The sequence below is a fragment of the Paenibacillus alba genome (assembly GCF_013204855.1).
GTDB lineage: Bacteria > Bacillota > Bacilli > Paenibacillales > NBRC-103111 > Paenibacillus_E > Paenibacillus_E alba.
Genome location: NZ_JABMKZ010000009.1, coordinates 184,641 through 205,818 on the forward strand (window position 1 = coordinate 184,641; position 21,178 = coordinate 205,818).

The following is a 21,178-nucleotide window of genomic DNA, read 5'->3' on the forward strand; positions in this document are numbered from 1 at the left end:
TATAATATAAAGAACTGCTGTGATAAGGGGGCCAATACGAGATGTATAAACTTGTCATTATCGACGATGAGCCGACTGTTCGCTTTGGACTGAGCAACTATTTTGATTGGCAAGCTTATGGAGTTGAAGTGATTGGGGATGCGGATGACGGCGACGTTGGTTTAGAGCTGATTGAACGTGAGAAGCCGGATTTGGTGTTGACCGATGTGCGTATGCCGAATATGGATGGCATTCAGATGTCGAATAAGCTGAGTGAACGATTCCCGCATATCAAAATTGTGTTTGTCAGCGGCCATGATGATGCTGAATATTTGAAATCTGCGCTGCAAGTGAAAGCGGTAGATTATTTATTCAAGCCTGTTAATTTGAGCGAGCTGGCTGTCGTTATCCAAAGAGTGGTCGATACCTTACGGACAGAGAAGCAAGAGCGGAAGCTCATTGAGGATATGCAAGTGAAACTGATACAGAGCATGCCCCTGCTTAGGGAGAAATTCCTGATGTCGCTAATTCGAGAAGGAGTCCAGCATCCCGGACGGATTCAGGATCGCATTCAATTCCTCGGGCTCAAGCTTCCGCTGGAAACAGCCTATTTAGCTATTGTGATTCGTATCGATAATGCTGCTGAGGTGGCGCGAACTCGGTCAGAAAAAGATCAGCAGCTGCTCTCCTATTCTGTGATTAATATTGTGCAAGAGTTGATTGAGCGAGAGATTGGCGGCTATGCCTTCGAAAATCAAATCGGCGAATTCGTGGGCATTCTTCGAATTGTGGATGAGGACCAAGAGAGCTTGCTGTTTACTTTAGCGGAAGAAGTTCGCCAAAGTCTTTACAGCTATTTGAAAATTAGTGTGACGATCGGCGTAGGTGAGCGCGTTTCCAAGCTTGCCAATGTACCTCAGTCGTATTCCCAAGCGAAGGAAGCAGCCGATCAGCGTTGGTTTCTCGGGAAGAATCAGATTATTTCCATGGATAATCTAGAACAGCGCGAGGACAGCATTTATCGGTTCGATGCCTCGCAGAATGAGCGAATGATATCTGCCCTGAAAGCGGCAGATATCGCCAAGGTGCGCGAGGAGCTTCACGCGATCTTTCTTGCACTCTCTCACAGCCGTGCAGACGGTATTGCTTATGGACGCAATCTAAGCTTGCAGCTGCTGCTGCTCGCGAGCCGGATTCTGTTGGAGCTTCAAGTTCACAAACAAGGTGCCGAGAATGTAGAGAACGAGCAGCTCACAAAGGTATTTCAACAGGAGACCTTGGATGACTTGAGACGCTTGGTTGAATACCGCTTGCTTGAGGTTTGCGGGCGCATCGGAGAGAAGCGCAGCGGCAAAGCCAAAAATGTCATAGAACGTACCCGTGCCTTAATCGATAAGCGATTTGCGGATAATCTTCAGGTCGGGGATATTGCCGCCGAAGTGTTCCTTTCCACCACCTACTTATGCCTTCTTTTCAAACAGGAGACAGGCGAAACGATCAATGAATATATGACGAAGGTGCGTGTGGATAAAGCCAAGGAGCTGCTCCAAGATCCGGGCAATAAGTTTTATGAGGTCTGTTATGCAGTGGGGTATTCCGATCCAAGCTATTTCAGCAAAATATTTAAAAAATATACCGGATTTACCCCAAGCTCATTTCGTGATCAAGTGATGTAGAGGCGGTAGGGCAAATGATACATCGAGGCTGGACTTACGTATCCATGATTTTCAAAAGCGTTCTTGCGGCAAAACTTTGGCTGATCGCCTATGTTGTGCTGATCCTGATCCCGGCTTCCATTTTCCTGTATGCCTACTCCCAGCGATATTCGCGTATTCTGGAAGAAGAAGTGACGCGAACGATGCTTCAAACTCTGAAGCAGGCGGAAATTAATTTGAATCACCAAATCAATTCCTTGCGCGATACATCAAATGCGATATTTATGAATCCGAAACTGGTTACCTATTTACGAACATCGGCCTCTTATGGCGATCAATTGGATGCCTTGAATGAACTGCGTTATATGGTGGATAATGCCAGAACGAATCTGAATGTGTTCCGTGTGCGCTTATATGTCGATGACAGCAAGCTGTTCTCGCATGAGAAAGTGAATTTCTTCCCCTACGAAAGTATCAAAGCAAGCCCGTGGTACAAGGATGTACTGAATGCCGGGGGGCTTCTCGTTTGGACGGGTGCCTACATGGAACATTTTATTGACATCCCGAATGAGGACCCTTATATTTTCTCAGGCCTTCGTATTTTGCGTGATCCTGACCACTATGACAATATATCTGGGATTCTATCGATTGATGTGGATGCGAGAATTCTAGAGAATATCCTCTCGAATATTAAGCTGAACAACGAGCAGCAGGTATTCTTGGTGGCTCCTGACGGAACCCTTGTCCTGCACAGCGATAAATCGTTGCTTGGAACGAAGCTGAAATCAAGTGCCGTGTTGAATACGATTGAACAAAGCAATGAAGGTGTCTCTGCCATAGAGGAGGATAACAGCCAGCAGTATGTTGTTTATACAACGATCAGCGCAACAGGGTGGAAGCTGGTAGCAGAGGTTCCGAAGAAAGGGATTAGCTCACGCGCCGCTTCGTTAAATCAAATTTCCAGTGTGGCGACATTAACAGGGGTAACGGTTCTGTTTCTTATTCTCGTTTTTATTTTGCTGGCTTTTATTGTGCGTGGGATGAATCGTCGCGTGCAAACCGTCATTAAAGTGATTAAACGAGAGGGTATTGAGGGATTGGATGAGAGGTATGGTACGTCAGATGGGGACATCAACTTACTGGAGAAAAGCGTCGATCATCTGATTCATCGTGTCAGGAATTTAATGGAGGAGACGTACAAATCCAAGGTGCAGGAGCGTGAGGCCCAGCTTCGTGCCCTTCAGGCGCAGATCAATCCTCATTTCTTGTACAACACATTAGATACGATCAACTGGATCGCTATCGGTCACAAAGCTCATGACATTAGTCAAATGATTGACGGGTTAGCCAAGTATTTCCGGCTTAGCTTGAACAAAGGCAAGGATGTCGTCACCGTTACCGATGAGCTCGAGCTGGCGAAGGTTTATCTGGAAATTCAGCAGACGCGTTTTCCCAAAAGCTTCGAGTTTGAATTTGAAACTAGCGTTGCTCATGACAATGGGGGAGCAGAAGGACAGGAGCGGTCGTTGGACTCCTTCTACATCCCCAAGCTCACACTGCAGCCCATTGTAGAAAATGCCCTTCTCCACGGCATACGGAAATCCAAAGGGAAAACCGGGAAAATTACGATTCGAGCTGTCGTCGAAGGGGATGACCTGCTGCTGTCTGTCACAGATGATGGCATTGGCATGGAGCCTGAGCTTGCCCAAAGTCTGTTAACGGAGCCTAGGCCAACGATGCGAAATGACGGTTCCGGCAGCTCTTACGGATTATATAACGTGAATGAGAGAAGTAAGCTTTTTTCAGGAGAAGCCTACGGTTTGCACATCCAATCTAGTCCCGGCGAGGGAACTACGATTACGGCGCGATTCCGCTGCCAGTCTCATGAATCAGAAGCTTAATATAACATCGAGTATTCCTTTTCTTACGAGGAATGCTTTTTTTTATACATAAAGACCTTACAAAAGTACCAGAAACACAAAGATCACCATCTACAGCTGCAAGACCAGTCCCCTTTATAATACGAATATACAACTTGGAGGTGAGCGTGATATGAGTGTCACAGCAGCGGAAGTGAAACAACGTGTCGCAACGGCGAAGGTCAGCAAGAATAGGTGGAAACTGTTCCGCACGAATATAGATCTCTATGTTTTGCTGATTCCCGGACTTCTGTTTTTGCTGCTATTCAAATATACGCCCATGTATGGGATCATCATTGCGTTTATGGATTTCAATATTTTCGATGGCTTCACAGGAAGCAAATGGGTAGGGATGGCGCAATTCGCGAAATTGATTCATTCGGATGAATTTCTGCAAGTGTTCATGAACACCTTGCTGATCAGTTTGTACAAGCTCGTCTTGCTATTTCCGGTACCGATTGTCATTGCGCTGCTGCTGAATGAAGTGCGCAGAAGCTGGTTTAAGCGAACGGTTCAAACGATCATTTTTTTGCCGCACTTCTTGTCATGGGTCATCATTTCGGGTTTGTTTATTACGATACTTTCCCCCAGCGGCGGCCTCGTAAACAATGTGATTCAATATTTCGGAGGCACACCGATTTCCTTTTTTCTGGATAATGACTTCTTCCGAAGTGTGATCGTCTTTACGGCTGGCTGGAAGGAATCCGGCTGGAACACTATCATTTTCATTGCAGCGATTGCCGGTATTGAGCAAGAACAGTATGAAGCGGCATCCATTGATGGAGCAGGGCGTATTCGTCAGATGTTGAATATTACGCTTCCAGGTATCATCCCAACGATCATCCTGATTCTTGTCCTGCGGCTGGGATACTTGCTGGAAGCGGGAACCGAGCAAATCTTAACGATGTATAATTCCGTTGTTTATCAATCCGGTGATGTGATTGGAACTTTTGTTTACCGCCAAGGATTGGGTCAGCAGGATTACAGCTTTAGCACGGCAGTAGGCTTATTCAATTCCGTTATCGGATTCCTCTTGATCGTGCTGGGCAACGAGCTTAGCAAAAAAGTGGTTAAGCGAAGCATATGGTAGGAGGTGCAGCGATGAAAAAGAAAACAATTGGCGATTGGTCCATGGATGTATGTGTGTATGCGGCTTTGCTGCTATCCGGGCTGCTTACGCTGCTGCCCATGGTCAACGTCTTGTCCAAAGCATTAAGTGATGAATCCGCCGTTATTTCCGGTAAGGTAGGCGTAATTCCTGTCGGATTTCAGTTAGATACGATGAAATATGTGGTGTCATCCAGCCAATTCTTGCATGCCATTTCGGTTTCTTTGCTGGTGATGATCGTGGGTACCGTGCTCGCCATCCTACTGACAGCATTGACAGCTTATCCTTTATCCAAAAGACATCTTCCCGGGATACCGTTCATCCTGCTCATGTTCATCTTCACCATGTTGTTTAACGGTGGCATTATTCCGAACTATTTGCTCATGAAGGAACTCCATCTCATTAATAATCTATGGTCCTTGATGCTGCCAGCTCTAATAAGTGTGTTCAACATGCTGGTCATCAAAAGCTATTATGAATCGTTGCCGGAAGCGCTGGAGGAGTCAGCCAAAATGGACGGCGCCCGTAACTTCACGATCCTGTTCCGCATCATTCTTCCCTTGAGCACACCGGTGATTGCGACGATCGCGCTGTTCTATGCGGTGTATTTCTGGAATGACTATTTTCACCCGATGCTGTACATTTCCAATCCGGGCCTCAAGCCTTTGCAGCTCTATCTTCGCGATATTGTTATGGATGCAGACAGCTCTTCCGCACTGAATAAAAGCGTTGATGACATGATGAATATATCACCGGAAGGCATTCGTTCGGCTACCGTTATTGCCTCTATTATTCCCATGCTGCTGGTATATCCGTTCCTGCAAAAGCATTTTGTCAAAGGCGTTCTGATTGGATCTGTGAAAGGCTAACGCAGCGTTAACGCCCTAGATGCTCTCATCGTAGGCTTAATGATATAGTTACATAATGACATAGGGAGGGTTTATGTATGTTGAAAAAACACAGAAAGCTGATGCTCGTCACGCTTACAGCTTGTTTATCCGCTTCATCGCTTGTCGCTTGTTCCTCGGGAGGCGCCAGCTCCGGGAGCCCATCTTCACCGGCGGCATCCACCGCTGCAACCGCAGCGCCTGCGGCAGCAGGTCCAAAGCCTGAACTGAAGTCTTTGCAGATTTGGCAAAAGGATGACTACAATACGTATCCGGTAGCCAAATTCCTGGAGCAAGCTACAGGGTACAAAGTTCAGTATGACATGCTGCCGCAGGATAAACCGCAGGATAAATTAAATATCCTGATCGCTTCCGGCGAACCCTATGATGCCATAACAACAGTAGGATCCACGGATTTCAAAGCAGTCTACTCCGATTATGCCAAAAAAGGCGCTTTGGTCGATTTGGGACCGCTTATTGATAAATTTGGACCCAACATTAAAGCGTCTGTTGACCCGGAAGCGCTGGAAGCAGCCAAAGTGGATGGGAAGCTTTATGGAATTCCAACGAAAAGTTTAAATGCGGTTTCAACCAGCTTGTTTATTCGTCAGGACTGGTTGGATAAGGTGGGCCTTAAGATGCCAACGACACTTGATGAGCTTGTGGCTGTCCTTAAAGCCTTCAAGGAGAAAGATCCAGGCGGAAACGGCGACAAGAATATCGGGCTGACCATGAGTGGAGAAGCCTCCTTCATCAGCAATATTGTAGGCGCTTTCGGCATGCCGAACTATTGGAATGATGTGAATGGCAAGCTGATCCCTCGGGTGATGGATCCGGCATTCAAGGACTATACGGCTTTCGTTGCCGATTTATTCAAACAAGGCTTAATCGATAAAGAGTTTGCAGCGAACAAGGATGCTACCGCCAAAGAGAAATTCACAAGCGGCAAAGCAGGGATCATTATGTTGAACTGGTCGGATGTACCGGTAATCATGGATGCTTTGGTCAAAAATGTTCCAACTGCGAAAGCTGGCTTTCTGTCCGCCTTACAAGGCAAAGATGGCAAAGCGGCGTTATCCGCTGCCAGAGGTTTTGACCGCATTACGTTCATCCCGAAAGCATCCAAGCATCCGGAAGATGCGATTAAGTGGATGAACGCCAAGCTTGAGAAGGAAACCTTCAAAAAGATGGCGATCGGCGAGGAAAACAAGCATTATACGTTCAAAGACGGTACGTATACGCCGATTCAGCCGATCTTTACGGATGAGCGCAACCAAGCGAACAACTTCTTGATGGGTACGGATGACAAAAATTATCCGACGTACTGGCAGGCTCGTGTGCGCAAGGATATGCGTTTGTTCGATGGGTGGAACCTAATGAACGGATTGGCACCGGCGTCGACGAAAGTCGTCGATCAATTAGGCTATGCGCCGTATATGGCCGTTTTCTCGAAAAACTTCCTGCAATTGAATACGATGTCAAGCGATTATACAACGAAGCTGATTTTCGGGGCTGAGCCGATGAGCGGTATTGATGCGTTCATTACAAAATTCAAAGCATCAGGTGGAGACGCAAGCTTCACAGAAGTGAATGACTGGTATGCAACCGTGAAGAAATAACAGAATTGATATCACCAGATTATGATAAAGCCCAACCTCTCCAGCGGCTGCTGAAGGGGTTGGGCTAAGGTCATTGCGACTGTACATCGAAGTCGCGCTCTAGAAGCACACGTTCTCCCACCTTGAAAACGGCCTTCAAGTGGTTCACTCCTGGCTTCAACTGCTTATTTAAGGAAATATCGTTAAGTACGGTGGTGTAGTTCAAGTAATAGAGTCTCTGATTGGAGGCAACCACGGGTTCGGAGGATGTCCCCGGCGAATTAGTTGAATTCCGATCGTAGACGTACAGTTTTAAGCTATTTCTTACTTCGTAGGGGGCTAATCTTTCATTATCATAGCTAAGGACGGAAAGATGCAAAGTATTGCCTTCCACCGCAGCAGGCGGATTGAAGCCCTCAAACGTATATTGAACCTCGCTCAAGATGACCTCGCTGTGATTCGGCTGGATCTGTGTGGAGGCGCCCAACAATGTTCTCATATCTTCGATGCCCAGATTGGGCACACCATTAGCTGAGGAGCTTGTTGGAGCAGTGGATAGCGGCAGCTTTCGCGGGTTTCCACCCTGCCAGAACAGGACCGCTTCTTGCTCGCCGGGCTTTATTTGAAAAGAGTAGCCTAAACCATCGTCGAATGTCCATTTGTTATCTTGACTCGGACCCGATAGGACGTAATGATACATTTTCGCTAGAAAGGCGGAATCGAGATATAACTGTCCGTCTAAATCGTATCCTACTTTGGCGTTACCGAATGTAAGGTTATTGTCATTCAGGTATAAAGCTCCTTTACTGCTTATATCACCGATGATAGGCTTATCCAGCTCTCTGCCGGCTGGATGAATGCGATCCAACTGAGGATTCAGTGTAATCCACGCATTGCCAAGGAATGTAGATATTTGAAACCACTGAATGCCGTCTGAATTGGTCCAAGATGCAAGCGGATGTAAGGATTGGGGGCCTAGGATACCGTTGTTCAAAAGGATATTTTCATCCGGATAGCGAAGCAGTCCCGTCGTGGTCGAACGCAATTCAATGGTTGCACTTTCAGGCTTGGCATCTTCGGGATCCGCGAACCTTGGATTGAACCAGCCCTCGCCTTCGTTGGCCTTTACATGATACCAAACGTTATTCGCCCTGTTGAACTGATAGGGTTGGATCTCCTCGAATACCTTGAGCGTCTGGGGGGCAATTAGGATCGGCTCCTGAGCATACTCGGAAGGGGCAGGAAATAAGGGAGCTGGCAAATGACGTTGGATCGTGTCATCCTTGTCTATCACAAGCTGACCGGAGTATGGAGTCCATTGCAGCCCTTTATCCGTATGAATCTGGTAGATGCTGCCTGCCGGAGAGCGGAATTCCCCTGCTTCGCTTAGAATCTGATTTTCAATGTAAGTTGCATCTTGTTCCGATGAAGGATAGTTCATAAAGGGGAAGTCGCTAACTTCCACGTGCGCATAGTATTTTCTCTTGTTTGCAGCTTGGTAGGAACCGATTTTCTTGACAGGCAAATGAATCCACTGATCTCCCAACCAGCTTGTCTGTATCTTCAGCCACTTATCTCTGCTTTCCTTATAAGAAGGACTATAAAACCATTGCTTTTCGGCTCCCGCAATGACAACCTCCTGCGGAGACAACACGGCCGAAGAGGGGATATTGTCTTTGGGGTTTGCATAGATCGGCGTGTTCTCCAGCAGCGTGATGGAGGGAGGAGGAGGCACATCGATCGATTGTGGATATGTTTTCACCCACCTATCACCGTTGCTGGTATGAATTTTCCACCAACTTGGATTGGTTGCCCAGCCTGATTCGGCTTCTACAACTTCAACCACCTGAGGAGAGAACGAGCCTTCGGCTTTATTTTTCAAGGCATTGGGAATTACATAATAGGGTGTATTTTCCAGCAACGTCAAACTCTTGGGAATATGAATCCCATCTGCGGCTTCCGTAGGAGTATCTTCATATTCAGAAGCTGCTGCTTGATGAAGAGCTGCTGTTGTCGCCATACTTATTCCCAATAAGAGCGTTAACGCTAGTTTCGTTCGGATCACAGCGGAGTCTCCTTCTCTATTACTTTTTTTCACTATTTTACCATATAAAATGCGTTATACTAGAAAAAGCTGCCAGCTGGCAGCTTTTCTTTCAGTGACCTCAGGCGCTTTATGTTTCTGTCATCGTGCCACCGTTTACATGCAGCACTTGACCTGTCACATAGCCGGAATCGTCCGATGCCAAATAGACATAGGTTGGAGCCAGCTCGAAGGGTTGGCCTGCACGGCGCATCGGTGTGTCAACACCGAAGGTTTTGATATATTCGGCCGAGTAGCTGGCTGGTTGAAGCGGAGTCCAGATGGGGCCTGGAGCAACGGCGTTCACTCGGATACCATACTGGACCAATTGCAGGGACAGTGATCTCGTAAAGGAAACGATCGCTCCTTTGGAGGAGGAGTAATCAAGCAGGAGCGGTGCTCCGGCATAAGCGGTAACTGAAGTTGTGCTGATGATAGAGCTTCCTGGCTTCAAGTGCTTCAATGCTTCTTGGGTGAGGAAGAAATTCGGAAAGATGTTCGTTCGGAACGTATCCTCCAGCTGCTGACGTGTTATATGGATAATATTCGGCTGAGGAAATTGTACGCCTTGGTTAATGACCAAGATATCCAATCGTCCGAAGTGCTCGACGGTTTGGCAGACGGCTTCCCGGCACCAAGCTTCTTCGCGCAGATCTCCCGGCAAAAGCAAGCAGCGCCGGCCATACTTCTCCACCATGCGGGAAGTCTGCGCGGCATCCTCGTGTTCATCGAAATAAGGAATGGCCACATCTGCGCCTTCCTTGGCGAAGGCAATGGCCACTGCGCGGCCAATACCGCTGTCGCCCCCTGTAATAATGGCTACTTTATCCAAGAGCTTGCCGCTTCCGACATAAGACGGGTTATCCGAGATCGGCAGCGGATTCATTACATATTCAAAGCCTGGCTGACGGTCTTGATGCTGCGGAGGAAAAGATAGGGGAGTCAGCTCGCATTTCTTTTCTTCACCATAATAAGGGTATATGGGGTACATAAGGGTTATCCTCCTGTTGTCGCGTACTCATATGCAGGATATTCACCTAGTCACAGAAGAGTGACCGAATCTACGCAATAATTGAAGCCAAACTTATTTATCATTTTGATAAAATCATTCAGCAAATAGGGAGAAGGAAACGGTAGAGGGCAATAAGTAAAAAGAAGCCCCCTTAAAGTCAAGTTAGAGGGATTACCCAGGGGGATGAGAGTAAGTATGATTGAACTAGTTGTGAGAGCGTTCTCACAATAAAGTCAAAAAAGAGGCCCGCAGGGAGCAAGATCTCGCTTGCGCGGATGAGTAAAGCATGGATTGAAGCTCCGTAAGAGGCGAATCCAATTAGGACTGTCAACCTTCGCTTATGCGATAAGGTGGCGGTCTTTTTTTGCTAGAATTGTGTGAATGATATGTTTAAGGATTAGATAGGGTAAAATAGTGAAAAGGAGTGAATCATATGCCCAAAATTGCAGCCATTACAGGTGGCGGTCAAGGAATAGGACGCGCCATAGCTTTGGCTTATGCCAAGGAAGGTTATCGTGTCTCTATCGCCGATGTAGATTATGATGCTGGTATGGAGACGCTGAGCCTCTTGAAAACCTATACGAATGATGCTTTATTTATGAAGCTGGACATATCGAAGGAAGAGGAAGTCCGTCTATGGATGGAACGCACAGCTGCGGAATTAGGCGGCATTGATGTGTTAGTCAATAATGCAGGAATCATGCATAACGAAGACGTATTGGCATTGACGGCGGAGCAGTTCCACCGGGTGATTTCGGTCAATTTGGGAGGCGCGTTTCTCTGTTCGCAAGCTGCGGCTCGCCTGATGAAGGAGAGTGGCAAAGGGGGCTCTATCATTAACATGGCCTCCACGAGAGCGTACATGTCTGAAGCGAATACCGAGGCCTATTCCGCCTCCAAGGGTGGTATCGCTGCCTTAACTCACGCCATGGCGGTTAGTTTAGGGGATTACGGCATTCGCGTTAATGCGATCTCACCGGGTTGGATCGAGGTAAGAGACTGGCAGAGCGGTTCCAAGAAGGAAAGGCCTGTCCATTCCGAGATAGATCGCAGCCAGCATCCGGTAGGCCGAGTGGGGAAGCCGGAAGATGTCGCTTCAGCTTGTTTGTATTTATCCAGCGATCAAGCGGGATTTATCACAGGCCAGAATTTGACGATAGATGGCGGAATGTCAGTTAAAATGATTTATGCGGAGGACGAAGGCTGATTGTGGATAAAGTCCTGCAATTCAATTTGTTTTATGCCATAATGGAACCAAATACGCCCTAATTTATAGGGGTATGGGGACAAAGACGGAGAAATGATTGGAGGAATAATCTTGCATAAAATCGATTTCAATCGTGATCCAGTATTTAAACAAGTTTTTACTTGCGCGCCTAATGCGATAGCCTTGGTGTCTACCGATGGAATGATTCGTAAAGTCAATCCATCTTTCTATGAAACTTTGGGTTATACGGAACAAGAAGCAGAAGGATTTGCATTCCAGGAAATTACTCATCCGGCAGATTGGCCGAGGGTGAGCAAACGGCTCGAAGAGCTGCTAAGCGGGAATGAATGCTTTGATGAAATAGAGAAGCGATGTTTTCAGAAAAACGGCAACTTGATCTGGACGTCCGTAAGGATTTCTGTTGTTCGTGATGAGACAGCGAGCCCGCTCTATTTTATCATTCATATGATTGATATCTCAGAGAAAAAGGCGACACATCAAAGATTGTTAGAGATTGAAGATAGGTATGATCTGATCTCGCAAAATGCTCAAGATATTATTACCTTTGTGAATCCTGACGGTAAAATTCAGTATGTATCACCATCAATTTGCGATCTATTGGGCTATGAGCCTGAAGAATTAATAGGCAGAGAGAGTACGGAATTAAACCACCCGGATGATTTATTACAGATGCAGTCCACGTCATTGATCGACCAGAATATATTTACATATCGGGCACGTCATAAAAATGGTACCTATATTTGGCTGGAAACCGCCACGAAACTTATTCGGGATGAGCAAGGTCATCTGCTGAACATATTAGGGATAGGCCGTGATATTACAGAGCGCAAGACGTATCAGGACAGTCTGGCAGAGGCTCAGCATATTGCAGCGCTGGGAAGTTGGGAAATTGATTTCCTGGAACAAAAGATTAGCTTCTCAGATGAATTTTTCCGCATTTATAATTTGCCAAAAAACAGCTTGCCCACGGACCCGACGGCTCTTATCACGCTTATTCATCCTGAAGATCAACTGCAATTCAAAGCCTTCACGGATCAAGCCAAGCGAGGTGGTTCTTCTAGTTTAGAATTCCGCAATTTGCAGCCCGATGGTTCAATTAAATATATGCAAATACGCGTTTCGGTGTTGTTCGATGAGAATGGAAGCGCGACCCGCATGAATGGAACTACTCAAGATATTACGGAGCGCAAATTAAATGAGTTGAAATTGCAAGAATCGGTAGAGCGGTACAACTCTTTGAAGAAATACAACCATGATGCTGTTATCTCCTTGGACGTCCATGGCAAAATCATTAACACAAATGAGATGGCAGCGAAGCTGACCGGCTACAGCATTGCAGAAATGAGAGGAGAGAATATCTCCAAATTCATCAGTGAACAAAACGTAAGCCATATCTTGTCCAACTCGATGGAAGATCTCACCGCAGAGCGAAATATTAATAAAATTAGGCATAGAGACGGCCATGACGTAGAGGTGCTTGTCACGATAGCCCCGATCATTATCAATAAGCAAAACGCCGGATATTATGTCATTGCCAAAGATATGACCGAGCAAAAGGCGCTTCTAATTGCCAAGGAAGCCGCTGAGAAAACAAACAAAGCCAAGAGTGAGTTCCTTGCCATGATGAGCCATGAAATCCGAACCCCCATGAATGGCGTCATTGGGATGACAGATTTGCTTCTAAATACGACGGAATTGGATGATGAGCAGCAAGAGTATGTTGAAATCATTCATAAAAGCGGCAATACACTCATTACCATTATTAACGATATTCTCGACTTCTCCAAGATCGAAGCCGGCAAAACAGAACTGCAAATGCAATCCATGGATATCAGAGATTGTATTGCCGAGGCCCGCGATGTGCTGCTGCCTAAGGCAACGGAGAAAGATCTCTATGTTGACATAGATGTCCCGCCAGATATTCCCCATGCCTTACTAGGCGACTACGATCGTGTCAAGCAGATCATGTTGAATATCATCGGCAACGCGATTAAGTTTACTCTGAGTGGCGGAGTGAGCATTCGGGTTGAAGATGGGGGAAGCGAGAACGGCAGGCGCCAGCTCAAATTTACATTTAAAGACACCGGTATCGGCATACCGAAGGAAAAGTTGATCTATTTGTTTGATCCTTTTCATCAATTGGAGAGTTTTATGACACGTAAATCGGAGGGAACGGGATTAGGGTTAGCGATTAGCCGGAAGCTGGTTGAGCTTATGTCCGGAGATATTTGGGTTGAACATACAGACGAGCTTGGGGCAACTTTCGTGTGCACGATTTGGTTGAAGGAACTTGAGGATGAATCCAAGCCAACTCATTTGCCTGCCAGTGAGGAGCCGACTGCGCTGAAACCATTGAAAATTTTAATCGCGGAAGATAACGAAATTAACCAGATTATTTTGACCAAAATGATTGAAAAGATGGGCCATGCGACAAGCATCGTTGAAAATGGCAATCAAGTTATCCGAGCCTTGGCTTATGATAGGTATGACATCATCTTCATGGACGTCCGCATGCCGGAAATGAACGGGATTGATGCGACCAAACAGATCAAGGACATGCTGCCGCCGGAACAAATGCCTTACATCATTGCGGTTACGGCTAACGCCTTAAAGGGTGATCGTGAAAAGTGTTTGGAAGCCGGTATGGATGATTACATCAGTAAACCGATAAAAACTGGCGTTATATTTGAGATGATTGAGAAGTACCAGAAGCAGAATCAACCTGCAATCAGATAAAAGAAGGCTGCCGACACGTGTGTCGGCAGCCTTTGTTATGCCAAGCTTAGAAGCTGGAAGCAAGCTCTTTGGCTTTAGCGATTGCTTTTTCTTTAATCGCCGGAGCTTGATCCGGAGAGAGTGCCATACCTTCAACGAAAAGAGCTTCGAAAGAAGGAATACCGAAGAACAAGGAGATTTTTTTCAAGTAGCTGAAGCCACTTTCCATGGTAGCACCAGGACCTTCGGAGTAGATACCGCCGCTAGCTTGGATATGTAATCCTTTTTTGCTAGTCAGTAGGCCAACCGGACCGTTTTCTGTGTATTTGAATGTTTTACCTGCTACAGCTACGGAATCAATGTATGCTTTCAAAACTGGAGGGAAGGAGAAATTCCACATTGGGGAGACAAAGACATACTTATCAGCAGCAACGAATTGGTCTACAAGTGCGCCTAGGCGTGCAACTTTTGCTTTTTCTGCATCAGTCAGTTGATCAAAAGCTGTACCGGATTGAAGTTTTCCCCAACCGCTGAACACATCAGCATCGATTTGTGGAACATCTTCTTTGTATAGATCCAGATAGATGACTTCATCGGAAGGATTCGCTTCACGGTAAGCGTCAATAAATTCTTTACCTACAGCCAAGCTATAGGATGTTTGGTGATCGTGCGGGTGTGCGGTAATATACAAAACAGTAGACATTAATTGTACTTCCCTTCTATATTTAAAATAATTACAGTTTTATTATAGATTATTATTAGTAAGTAGGCAATATAAATATAGTAAATAACCGTTTGGTTAAGAATGACGGATCCGACATACGAAGGATTTTCGTCAAACGATGTCGAAATGGAGGTTATAGCCTAGCATACATACGAGTTTTTACCATGATGACCATAGACGAAAGCAGGGGGAATCCATTGACAATAAGACCGGACTGCTACCGAATTGCTGTATATACGCCGCATGTCGACGGTGATTATTTTGGTAAATTGCTTTCAACCATTAACGAAGAAGCACGAGCCTACGATGCTCAAGTGACAATTATTCAAACATATATGAATTATCCGCATGACACAGTCACGGCACATCCCGTTTTCGCTGAGCATATGGATGCTTGCATTATCATTCTGAAAGCTGTCAGTGATTCATTTATGCAAACGATTTCAGAATCGGGGAAACCGATCATATTTATTGGCTACCAAGAAGAAGCCTCCGACTTTTATTCCGTGGTTATAGATAATCGAGGCGGTATGAAAGAGGCTGTTGTTCATTTAATCGATCATGGACACACGCAGATCGCGTTCGCGGCGGCGATGGCTCATTATGATCAACGCGAGCGTTATGAAGCTTATCGAGAAGCATTGCAGGAAAGGGGGCTTCCGTATCATTCGGAGCTTGTGCTTGATTTGCCCAGCGATATGCAGAATGCCGGCAGAGAGGCTGCTTTCACCTTGCTGGATAATGGTCATCCCTTCACAGCTGTCGTAACCGGTTCGGATTCCAATGCCTTCGGCATGATGATAGGGCTGCGGGAGCGAGGAATCGACGTGCCTAGCCAGGTTGCGGTCATTGGCTTTGATGATATTGAGCAAGCGGCCTATCGGACTTTCGAGCTTACCACAATTAAGCAGCCGCATAGTCAATTGGCGAAGGCTGCCTGTGATCTTATGTTTCGTATGCTGATTGGCAAAGAAGTGCCTGAGCAGCGGATAACGACGATAGCCGTTTCGCTAGTCAAACGGTCTTCTTGCGGCTGCTTAGGCGAGACGAAGCATGTGAATCAAAGCTTAGAGGAATCGCTTCAAACCGTTGAAAGCCTGCGCTCTACACTTATAGACATCGAGTTCACCAATTATGAGCTTATCCAAGGGCTGATTCGAGCTACTTCCGATGAGAAGGTAGAGCTGTCCAACTTGTTTTGGAACTCGTCGCATTGGGGATATTTAGCGCTATGGGAAGCGGGAGACGCTGGCTCGGAGCGTCTTGTCATCGATCGTGTATTTAGCAAGAAAAATGAGGCGCTTCCTGCCATTGGTTCGGAATATTCGATAGCCGCGTTCCCGCCTATTGACAATTTCCCTGTATCCGTTTCCGCAGAGGGAGGGGATATTGTTCTCGTTCATCCGGTTACGAGTGAAACACAGGACTGGGGATTTCTAGTGCTTGTCGGGCCGCTGCACACACTGAACCATTTATTCATAAACAACTTAGGACGGCATAGTTATACGATTTTAACAGCGGCATTGGAGCGGGAAAGACTTTATCGGCAAGTCAGTTCGCTGGCGGAGAATCTAGAGGTCGTATCTCGCAATACGAACGATGGGATATGGGATTGGAATCTTCTCACCAATAAGATGGAATGGAATTATCGTGTGTATAAAATGCTCGGAAGTATCGGTGTGCACCTAACGCCGGACCCGTTATCTTTGCAAGATCTCATTCATCCAGATGATGTGACCAACATTCGCTGTAAATTGGAAGCGCATTTCGAGCATGGCGTTCCTTATCAGCTTGAATACCGTGTTCGTCAATCCAATGGCGGTTATATGTGGCTGCACACCGTCGGTGAAGTGATTCGTGATCGTACAGGCCAACCTATTCGGATGATTGGCACGTTCACGGATATCACCAAGAAGAAAGAAGACGAAGAGCGCATTATTCGACTTGCTTACCACGATACGTTGACAGGGCTGCCCAATCGTTCGTATATGCAGGAGCGTTTGGAAGAGGAGATGGAGAAAAGCAAAGCGGCAGGCTTGATGCTCGCGGTGCTGATGATCGACCTTGACCGTTTCAAAATCATTAACGATACATTGGGTCATCATGCCGGAGACAGGCTGCTGCAGCATACAGCAGAAATGCTGCGTAAGAGTGTGCGCTCCAAGGACACGATCGCACGTTTGGGCGGGGATGAATTTATCGTCATCCTGCCTGCGATTCACGGCTCGGCTGAGGTGAAACGGATGGCTGAGCGGATTATTAGCCATCTGTCTGAGCCGATCCTCATTGAGGGACAAGAGGCGTATTCGTCTGCAAGTGTCGGGGCTTGTTTCTATCCGGAAGACGGACTTACCGTAGAAATGTTAATCAAACATGCGGATATGGCGATGTACAAAGCCAAGGAAAACGGGCGCAATCAAGTGTGTTTCTATACACCAGCCTTCAGCACGCATCTCGTTCAGAACTTCAATCGGGTCAACCAGCTGCGTAAGGCGATAGAAAGAGAAGAATTCGAGCTGCACTATCAGCCGCAGGTTGATGCCATAAGCCATAAAGTAACTGGCGTGGAAGCACTTTTGCGCTGGAAGTCCTCCGAGTTTGGGATGATTGCACCTTCCGATTTCATCCCGCTTGCTGAAGAAAACGGCCTCATTGTCCCCATTAGCGATTGGGTGCTCAAGGAAGCGTGCCGCCAATTAAAGAAATGGCAGCGCCAAGGGCTGCCTTCCTTCACGATGTCCGTCAATATTTCAGCGCAGCATTTTCAGATTCAGCAATTTTCAAAATGGGTAAAGAAAGTGTTAGCAGAAATCGGAGTTGCCCCATCGTCCATTTGCCTGGAAATTACGGAATCGACGGCCATTCAGAACATGGCGTACAGCTGTCAGATGATGCAAGAGCTCGTTGACTGCGGGATTCGTTTTGCCATTGATGATTTCGGTACCGGTCATTCTTCCTTAATGCTGCTGAGACGTCTGCCTTTGCATAATGTCAAGATTGATAAATCTTTCGTTAGCGATATGACAGGGAATGACCGAGATGCCGGAACGATCGTGAAAGCTGTGATTGCGATGAGTCATAGTCTAGGCTTATCCGTCATTGCCGAAGGCGTGGAAACGAAGGAGCAGCTGCTCCAATTAAAGAACCTTAATTGCGATTATATTCAAGGTTACTTCATTGGCAGGCCGATGTCGGCAGAGCAATTTGAAGATTTCCTTGCAACGAAGCAAACCGATTCATAGTTACGTAGCAAACCAGTAATCCTTAGGGAGAACTGGTTTTTTTATTTTGCTTGAATAAACATTTATATATAGACACAGTATATATTGATATGATATATTAATAATTGTAATATAAATGAAAAAGTGAAATAAAGGAGGCCGCACCATGAACAGTCAGGATGTCATTCTAGGTATGCTCATGAAACGTTCGTTAACGGGCTATGAAATCAAACAATTATTTGAGGAGTTATTCTCCTATTTCTATAGCTCGAGCTACGGAACAATCTATCCAGTTCTGCATCGCTTGGAGAAGGAAGAACTGCTTACGAAGGAAAGTGTTGTGCAAGAAGGCAAGCCGAATAAAAATGTGTATACCATTACGGAGAAAGGAAAAAGCCAATTTCAAACGTATTTATCAAGCCCTATGGAAGGGGACAGCGTCAAGTCAGATTTCTTAATGAGGCTTTATTTTGGCCAATACGTTGGAACGGAGCAAGTTATCACCTGGCTGAAAAAGGTTCAAATACAAACGCAGCAGCACCTTGATCAGTTGAATGAGACGTATTCGCTTTATCACAAGGAGATGCACCCTGCTCAAATCATCTGCATTCAAATTGGAATTAAAGAGTTTAAGGCCAAACTGGAAACGATTCAAGAAGGTCTGACCCAAATGGAGCAAATAGAAGACGAAGAAAAGAGGGATTAATGTGACAGGTTCAAGTTCAAGCAAGAAGCTTATCATTCTGGCTATGGCACTTGGTTTATTAATGTCATCTTTGGATAATACAATTGTGGCTTCTTGCATTAGTAAATTAAGCGAAGATTTCAATGTTTTTGATAAAATTAGCTGGGTCTTTACGGCGTATATGTTGGCTGCCACAAGCACCATGTTAGTATTCGGAAAAATGTCTGATTTATTCGGCCGGAAAATGTTCTATATGATTGGGATCGGGATGTTTCTGCTTGGATCTGCCTTATGCGGGGTGGCTCAGAGTGTGGATCAGCTTATCTGGTTCCGTGTCATTCAAGGCATCGGGTCAGGCGCCTTATTTCCAATAAGCTTCACCATTATCTATACCATTTTTAACGATCCGAAGGATGCGGCCAAAATGTCAGGCGTCTTCGGAGCGATCTTCGGACTCTCCTCTGTAGCAGGTCCGCAATTAGGCAGCTTTATTGCCGAACATTTTGGCTGGAGATGGAATTTCTATATCAACGTGCCAATCGGCTTGGCTTCAATGATCGTTCTGATGATTGCCTTGAAAGAGACGCGCTCTGAGCGCAAACCCAAAATCGATTACCTGGGAACGGTGTTCCTCATTATTACAACAGTCTCTTTAATGCTTGCCTTGGAATGGGGCGGCAAAAATTACGCATGGAGCTCTTGGCAGGAAATTAGCTTGTTTGCGGTCTCTGTAATCGTTGGCGCCTTATTTATCCTGGTCGAGCTGCGAGTTCCTGAACCAGTGCTTCCGCTTAGTATTTTCAAAAACAAAATGGTGTTGGGAACTAGCATCATCTGCTTCTGTCAAGGTGTTCTTATGTTCTCAGCCATTACGTATCTGCCTATTTTTACAGTTGGCGTACTAGGCCATGCTAATTCGAATGGCGTATTAACGCCAATGATGGCTTCCTTAATTGCCGGGGCCATACTGTTCGGCTTCTTACAATCCAAGTTTGCATTCCGCACACTGATGATGATTAGTATGCTGATGACTATTGTAGTAGCATGCTTGTTGGTTAATGTTGGCCCGGATGCGTCCAGCGGTTACATGATCGGGCTGATGATTTTACTGGGGCTTGGCGCCATCGGTCCTTTGATGAGCGTTGCGCAAAGCTCAATTGCGGCCAATGTTGATCCCAAATATATGGGCGTCAGCTCCTCCATTGTTGGTTTCTGGCGCAGCATTGGCGGTATTATGGGGGCCTCCATTATGGCGACGATTGTAAATAACAATCTCAATCAGCTTATTTTGGACGGAGCAGCCAAGGTCGGCATTCCCGCGGATAAAATCAGTACATTAGGAAATCCGGAGCTGCTCATGCGGGCAGGAGGGACAATTCCGCAGGAAATCCGGCAGTTCCTGCAAGTTGCATTGGCCAAAGCCATCAATCACGGCTTTATCTTAAGCATTTGTGTCGGCATCATCGGTGTCATCACAGCGTTGTTCGTGGGTACGAGCAGACTCGATGCCACGAAGAAGCAAGAATCCACTGCCGCGGTGCATGTGTAAATAATAGGCTGGGCCCAATCAGTCAATGTGCGGTGTTCATGCTTCAGCCTACTTCGCAAAGCAACCTTCGGTTCCACGATGATCGTGGAATCGAGAGTTGCTTTTGCGTTATATGGGGATAGTTGGCTCTTTATCGTTTGATTGATTGAGGCGGAATTCCTCTGGGGATTCGCGAGAAATGAAAGCGATGGAAAGTGAATAGACGGAATACCTCTGGGGATTCGCGAAAATGAAGGCGATGAGGCTGTCTCCAGGAAGGAATTTTTTTGCATCTCACACTGGATAAACTCCAGTCAAAGTATCGTTTCTCCACCTTCCAAACCCGATAACACTGGAGTTACTCCAGTGTTATCGGGTTTGCGGCCTCAAGGAGGGCGTTTTTTTGCACTTCACTGGATAAACTCCACTCAAAGTATCGTTTCCACCTCTCAAACCCGAGATAACACTGGAGTTACTCCAGTGGAATTTGGGTTTGCGGCCTCTAGGAGGACGTTTTTTTGCATTTCACTGGATAAACTCCAGCCAAAGTATCGTTTCCACCTCTCAAACCCTATAACACTGGAGTTATTCCAGCGGAACTTGGCAACAGGGTTGGGGGGGGGGGGCAGTTGAATAGGCAGTTGCAATTACAGATGCGGTTGCAGTTAGGGCTGGCGGTACCAGTTGGAGGCTCTAAAGCAGAAGGGCTGCCTCGCAGTCATTTTTGACTTTTGAGACAGCCTCGAAAATGAAGGCGTCGGATTGTGTAGAGGCGGAATCCCTTGAGGGATTGATTAGCACTCAACCTGTATGATTATCCAGAAGTTTATTCACCG

The 21,178-nt window shown here is 46.3% G+C and carries 13 protein-coding genes; 10 read left to right on the plus strand and 3 right to left on the minus strand.

The window, feature by feature from the left end; all coding sequences use genetic code 11:
• Positions 1 to 41 precede the first annotated feature (41 nt).
• From HQN90_RS14705 to HQN90_RS14725, 5 genes are all read left to right on the plus strand, one after another.
• Complete coding sequence (locus HQN90_RS14705) at positions 42 to 1,655, plus strand: response regulator (RefSeq protein ID WP_173219765.1); 1,614 nt, start codon at positions 42 to 44, stop codon at positions 1,653 to 1,655.
• Positions 1,656 to 1,669: 14 nt separating this feature from the next.
• Positions 1,670 to 3,535: a cache domain-containing sensor histidine kinase gene (locus tag HQN90_RS14710; RefSeq protein WP_173219768.1), complete on the plus strand. Its 1,866-nt coding sequence runs from the start codon at positions 1,670 to 1,672 to the stop codon at positions 3,533 to 3,535.
• 151 nt (positions 3,536 to 3,686) lie between these two features.
• Entirely contained in the window at positions 3,687 to 4,643 is a 957-nt protein-coding gene (locus tag HQN90_RS14715) for an ABC transporter permease (RefSeq protein WP_173219771.1), read from the plus strand.
• Positions 4,644 to 4,654: 11 nt separating this feature from the next.
• Complete coding sequence (locus HQN90_RS14720; RefSeq protein WP_173219773.1) at positions 4,655 to 5,530, plus strand: carbohydrate ABC transporter permease; 876 nt, start codon at positions 4,655 to 4,657, stop codon at positions 5,528 to 5,530.
• Positions 5,531 to 5,607: 77 nt separating this feature from the next.
• Positions 5,608 to 7,167 (plus strand): extracellular solute-binding protein, encoded by a 1,560-nt coding sequence (locus HQN90_RS14725; protein ID WP_246362382.1) that lies wholly within the window; start codon positions 5,608 to 5,610, stop codon positions 7,165 to 7,167.
• Positions 7,168 to 7,237: 70 nt separating this feature from the next.
• On the opposite strand, the gene HQN90_RS14730 is transcribed toward HQN90_RS14725, so the two are convergent.
• Both HQN90_RS14730 and HQN90_RS14735 read right to left on the minus strand, forming a co-directional pair.
• On the minus strand, positions 7,238 to 9,211 hold the full coding sequence (locus tag HQN90_RS14730; RefSeq protein ID WP_338042323.1) for a hypothetical protein: 1,974 nt from the start codon (positions 9,209 to 9,211) through the stop codon (positions 7,238 to 7,240).
• A gap of 109 nt (positions 9,212 to 9,320) precedes the next feature.
• Positions 9,321 to 10,220 (minus strand): SDR family oxidoreductase, encoded by a 900-nt coding sequence (locus tag HQN90_RS14735; protein WP_173219776.1) that lies wholly within the window; start codon positions 10,218 to 10,220, stop codon positions 9,321 to 9,323.
• Positions 10,221 to 10,674: 454 nt separating this feature from the next.
• Between HQN90_RS14735 and HQN90_RS14740 the strand changes: the two genes are divergently transcribed.
• Positions 10,675 to 11,448, plus strand: a complete 774-nt coding sequence (locus HQN90_RS14740; protein WP_173219779.1) for an SDR family NAD(P)-dependent oxidoreductase — start codon at positions 10,675 to 10,677, stop codon at positions 11,446 to 11,448.
• Positions 11,449 to 11,559: 111 nt separating this feature from the next.
• Positions 11,560 to 14,205 (plus strand): PAS domain S-box protein, encoded by a 2,646-nt coding sequence (locus tag HQN90_RS14745; protein ID WP_173219783.1) that lies wholly within the window; start codon positions 11,560 to 11,562, stop codon positions 14,203 to 14,205.
• Between the two features lie 46 nt (positions 14,206 to 14,251).
• Here the strand turns inward: HQN90_RS14745 and HQN90_RS14750 are convergent, their stop codons facing one another.
• Positions 14,252 to 14,887 carry an FMN-dependent NADH-azoreductase gene (locus HQN90_RS14750; protein ID WP_173219786.1) on the minus strand — a complete coding sequence of 212 codons (636 nt, stop codon included), beginning with the start codon at positions 14,885 to 14,887 and terminating at the stop codon, positions 14,252 to 14,254.
• A 218-nt stretch (positions 14,888 to 15,105) separates the two neighbouring features.
• Between HQN90_RS14750 and HQN90_RS14755 the strand changes: the two genes are divergently transcribed.
• From HQN90_RS14755 to HQN90_RS14765, 3 genes are all read left to right on the plus strand, one after another.
• Positions 15,106 to 18,150, plus strand: coding sequence for an EAL domain-containing protein (locus HQN90_RS14755; protein WP_173219788.1), 3,045 nt, complete (start codon positions 15,106 to 15,108; stop codon positions 18,148 to 18,150).
• Positions 18,151 to 18,295: 145 nt separating this feature from the next.
• Positions 18,296 to 18,835 (plus strand): PadR family transcriptional regulator, encoded by a 540-nt coding sequence (locus HQN90_RS14760; RefSeq protein WP_173219791.1) that lies wholly within the window; start codon positions 18,296 to 18,298, stop codon positions 18,833 to 18,835.
• Between the two features lies 1 nt (position 18,836).
• The gene (locus HQN90_RS14765) at positions 18,837 to 20,363 is read left to right on the plus strand and encodes a DHA2 family efflux MFS transporter permease subunit (protein ID WP_338042324.1); all 1,527 of its coding nucleotides are present in this window, start codon (positions 18,837 to 18,839) and stop codon (positions 20,361 to 20,363) included.
• The last annotated feature ends 815 nt before the right edge of the window (positions 20,364 to 21,178 follow it).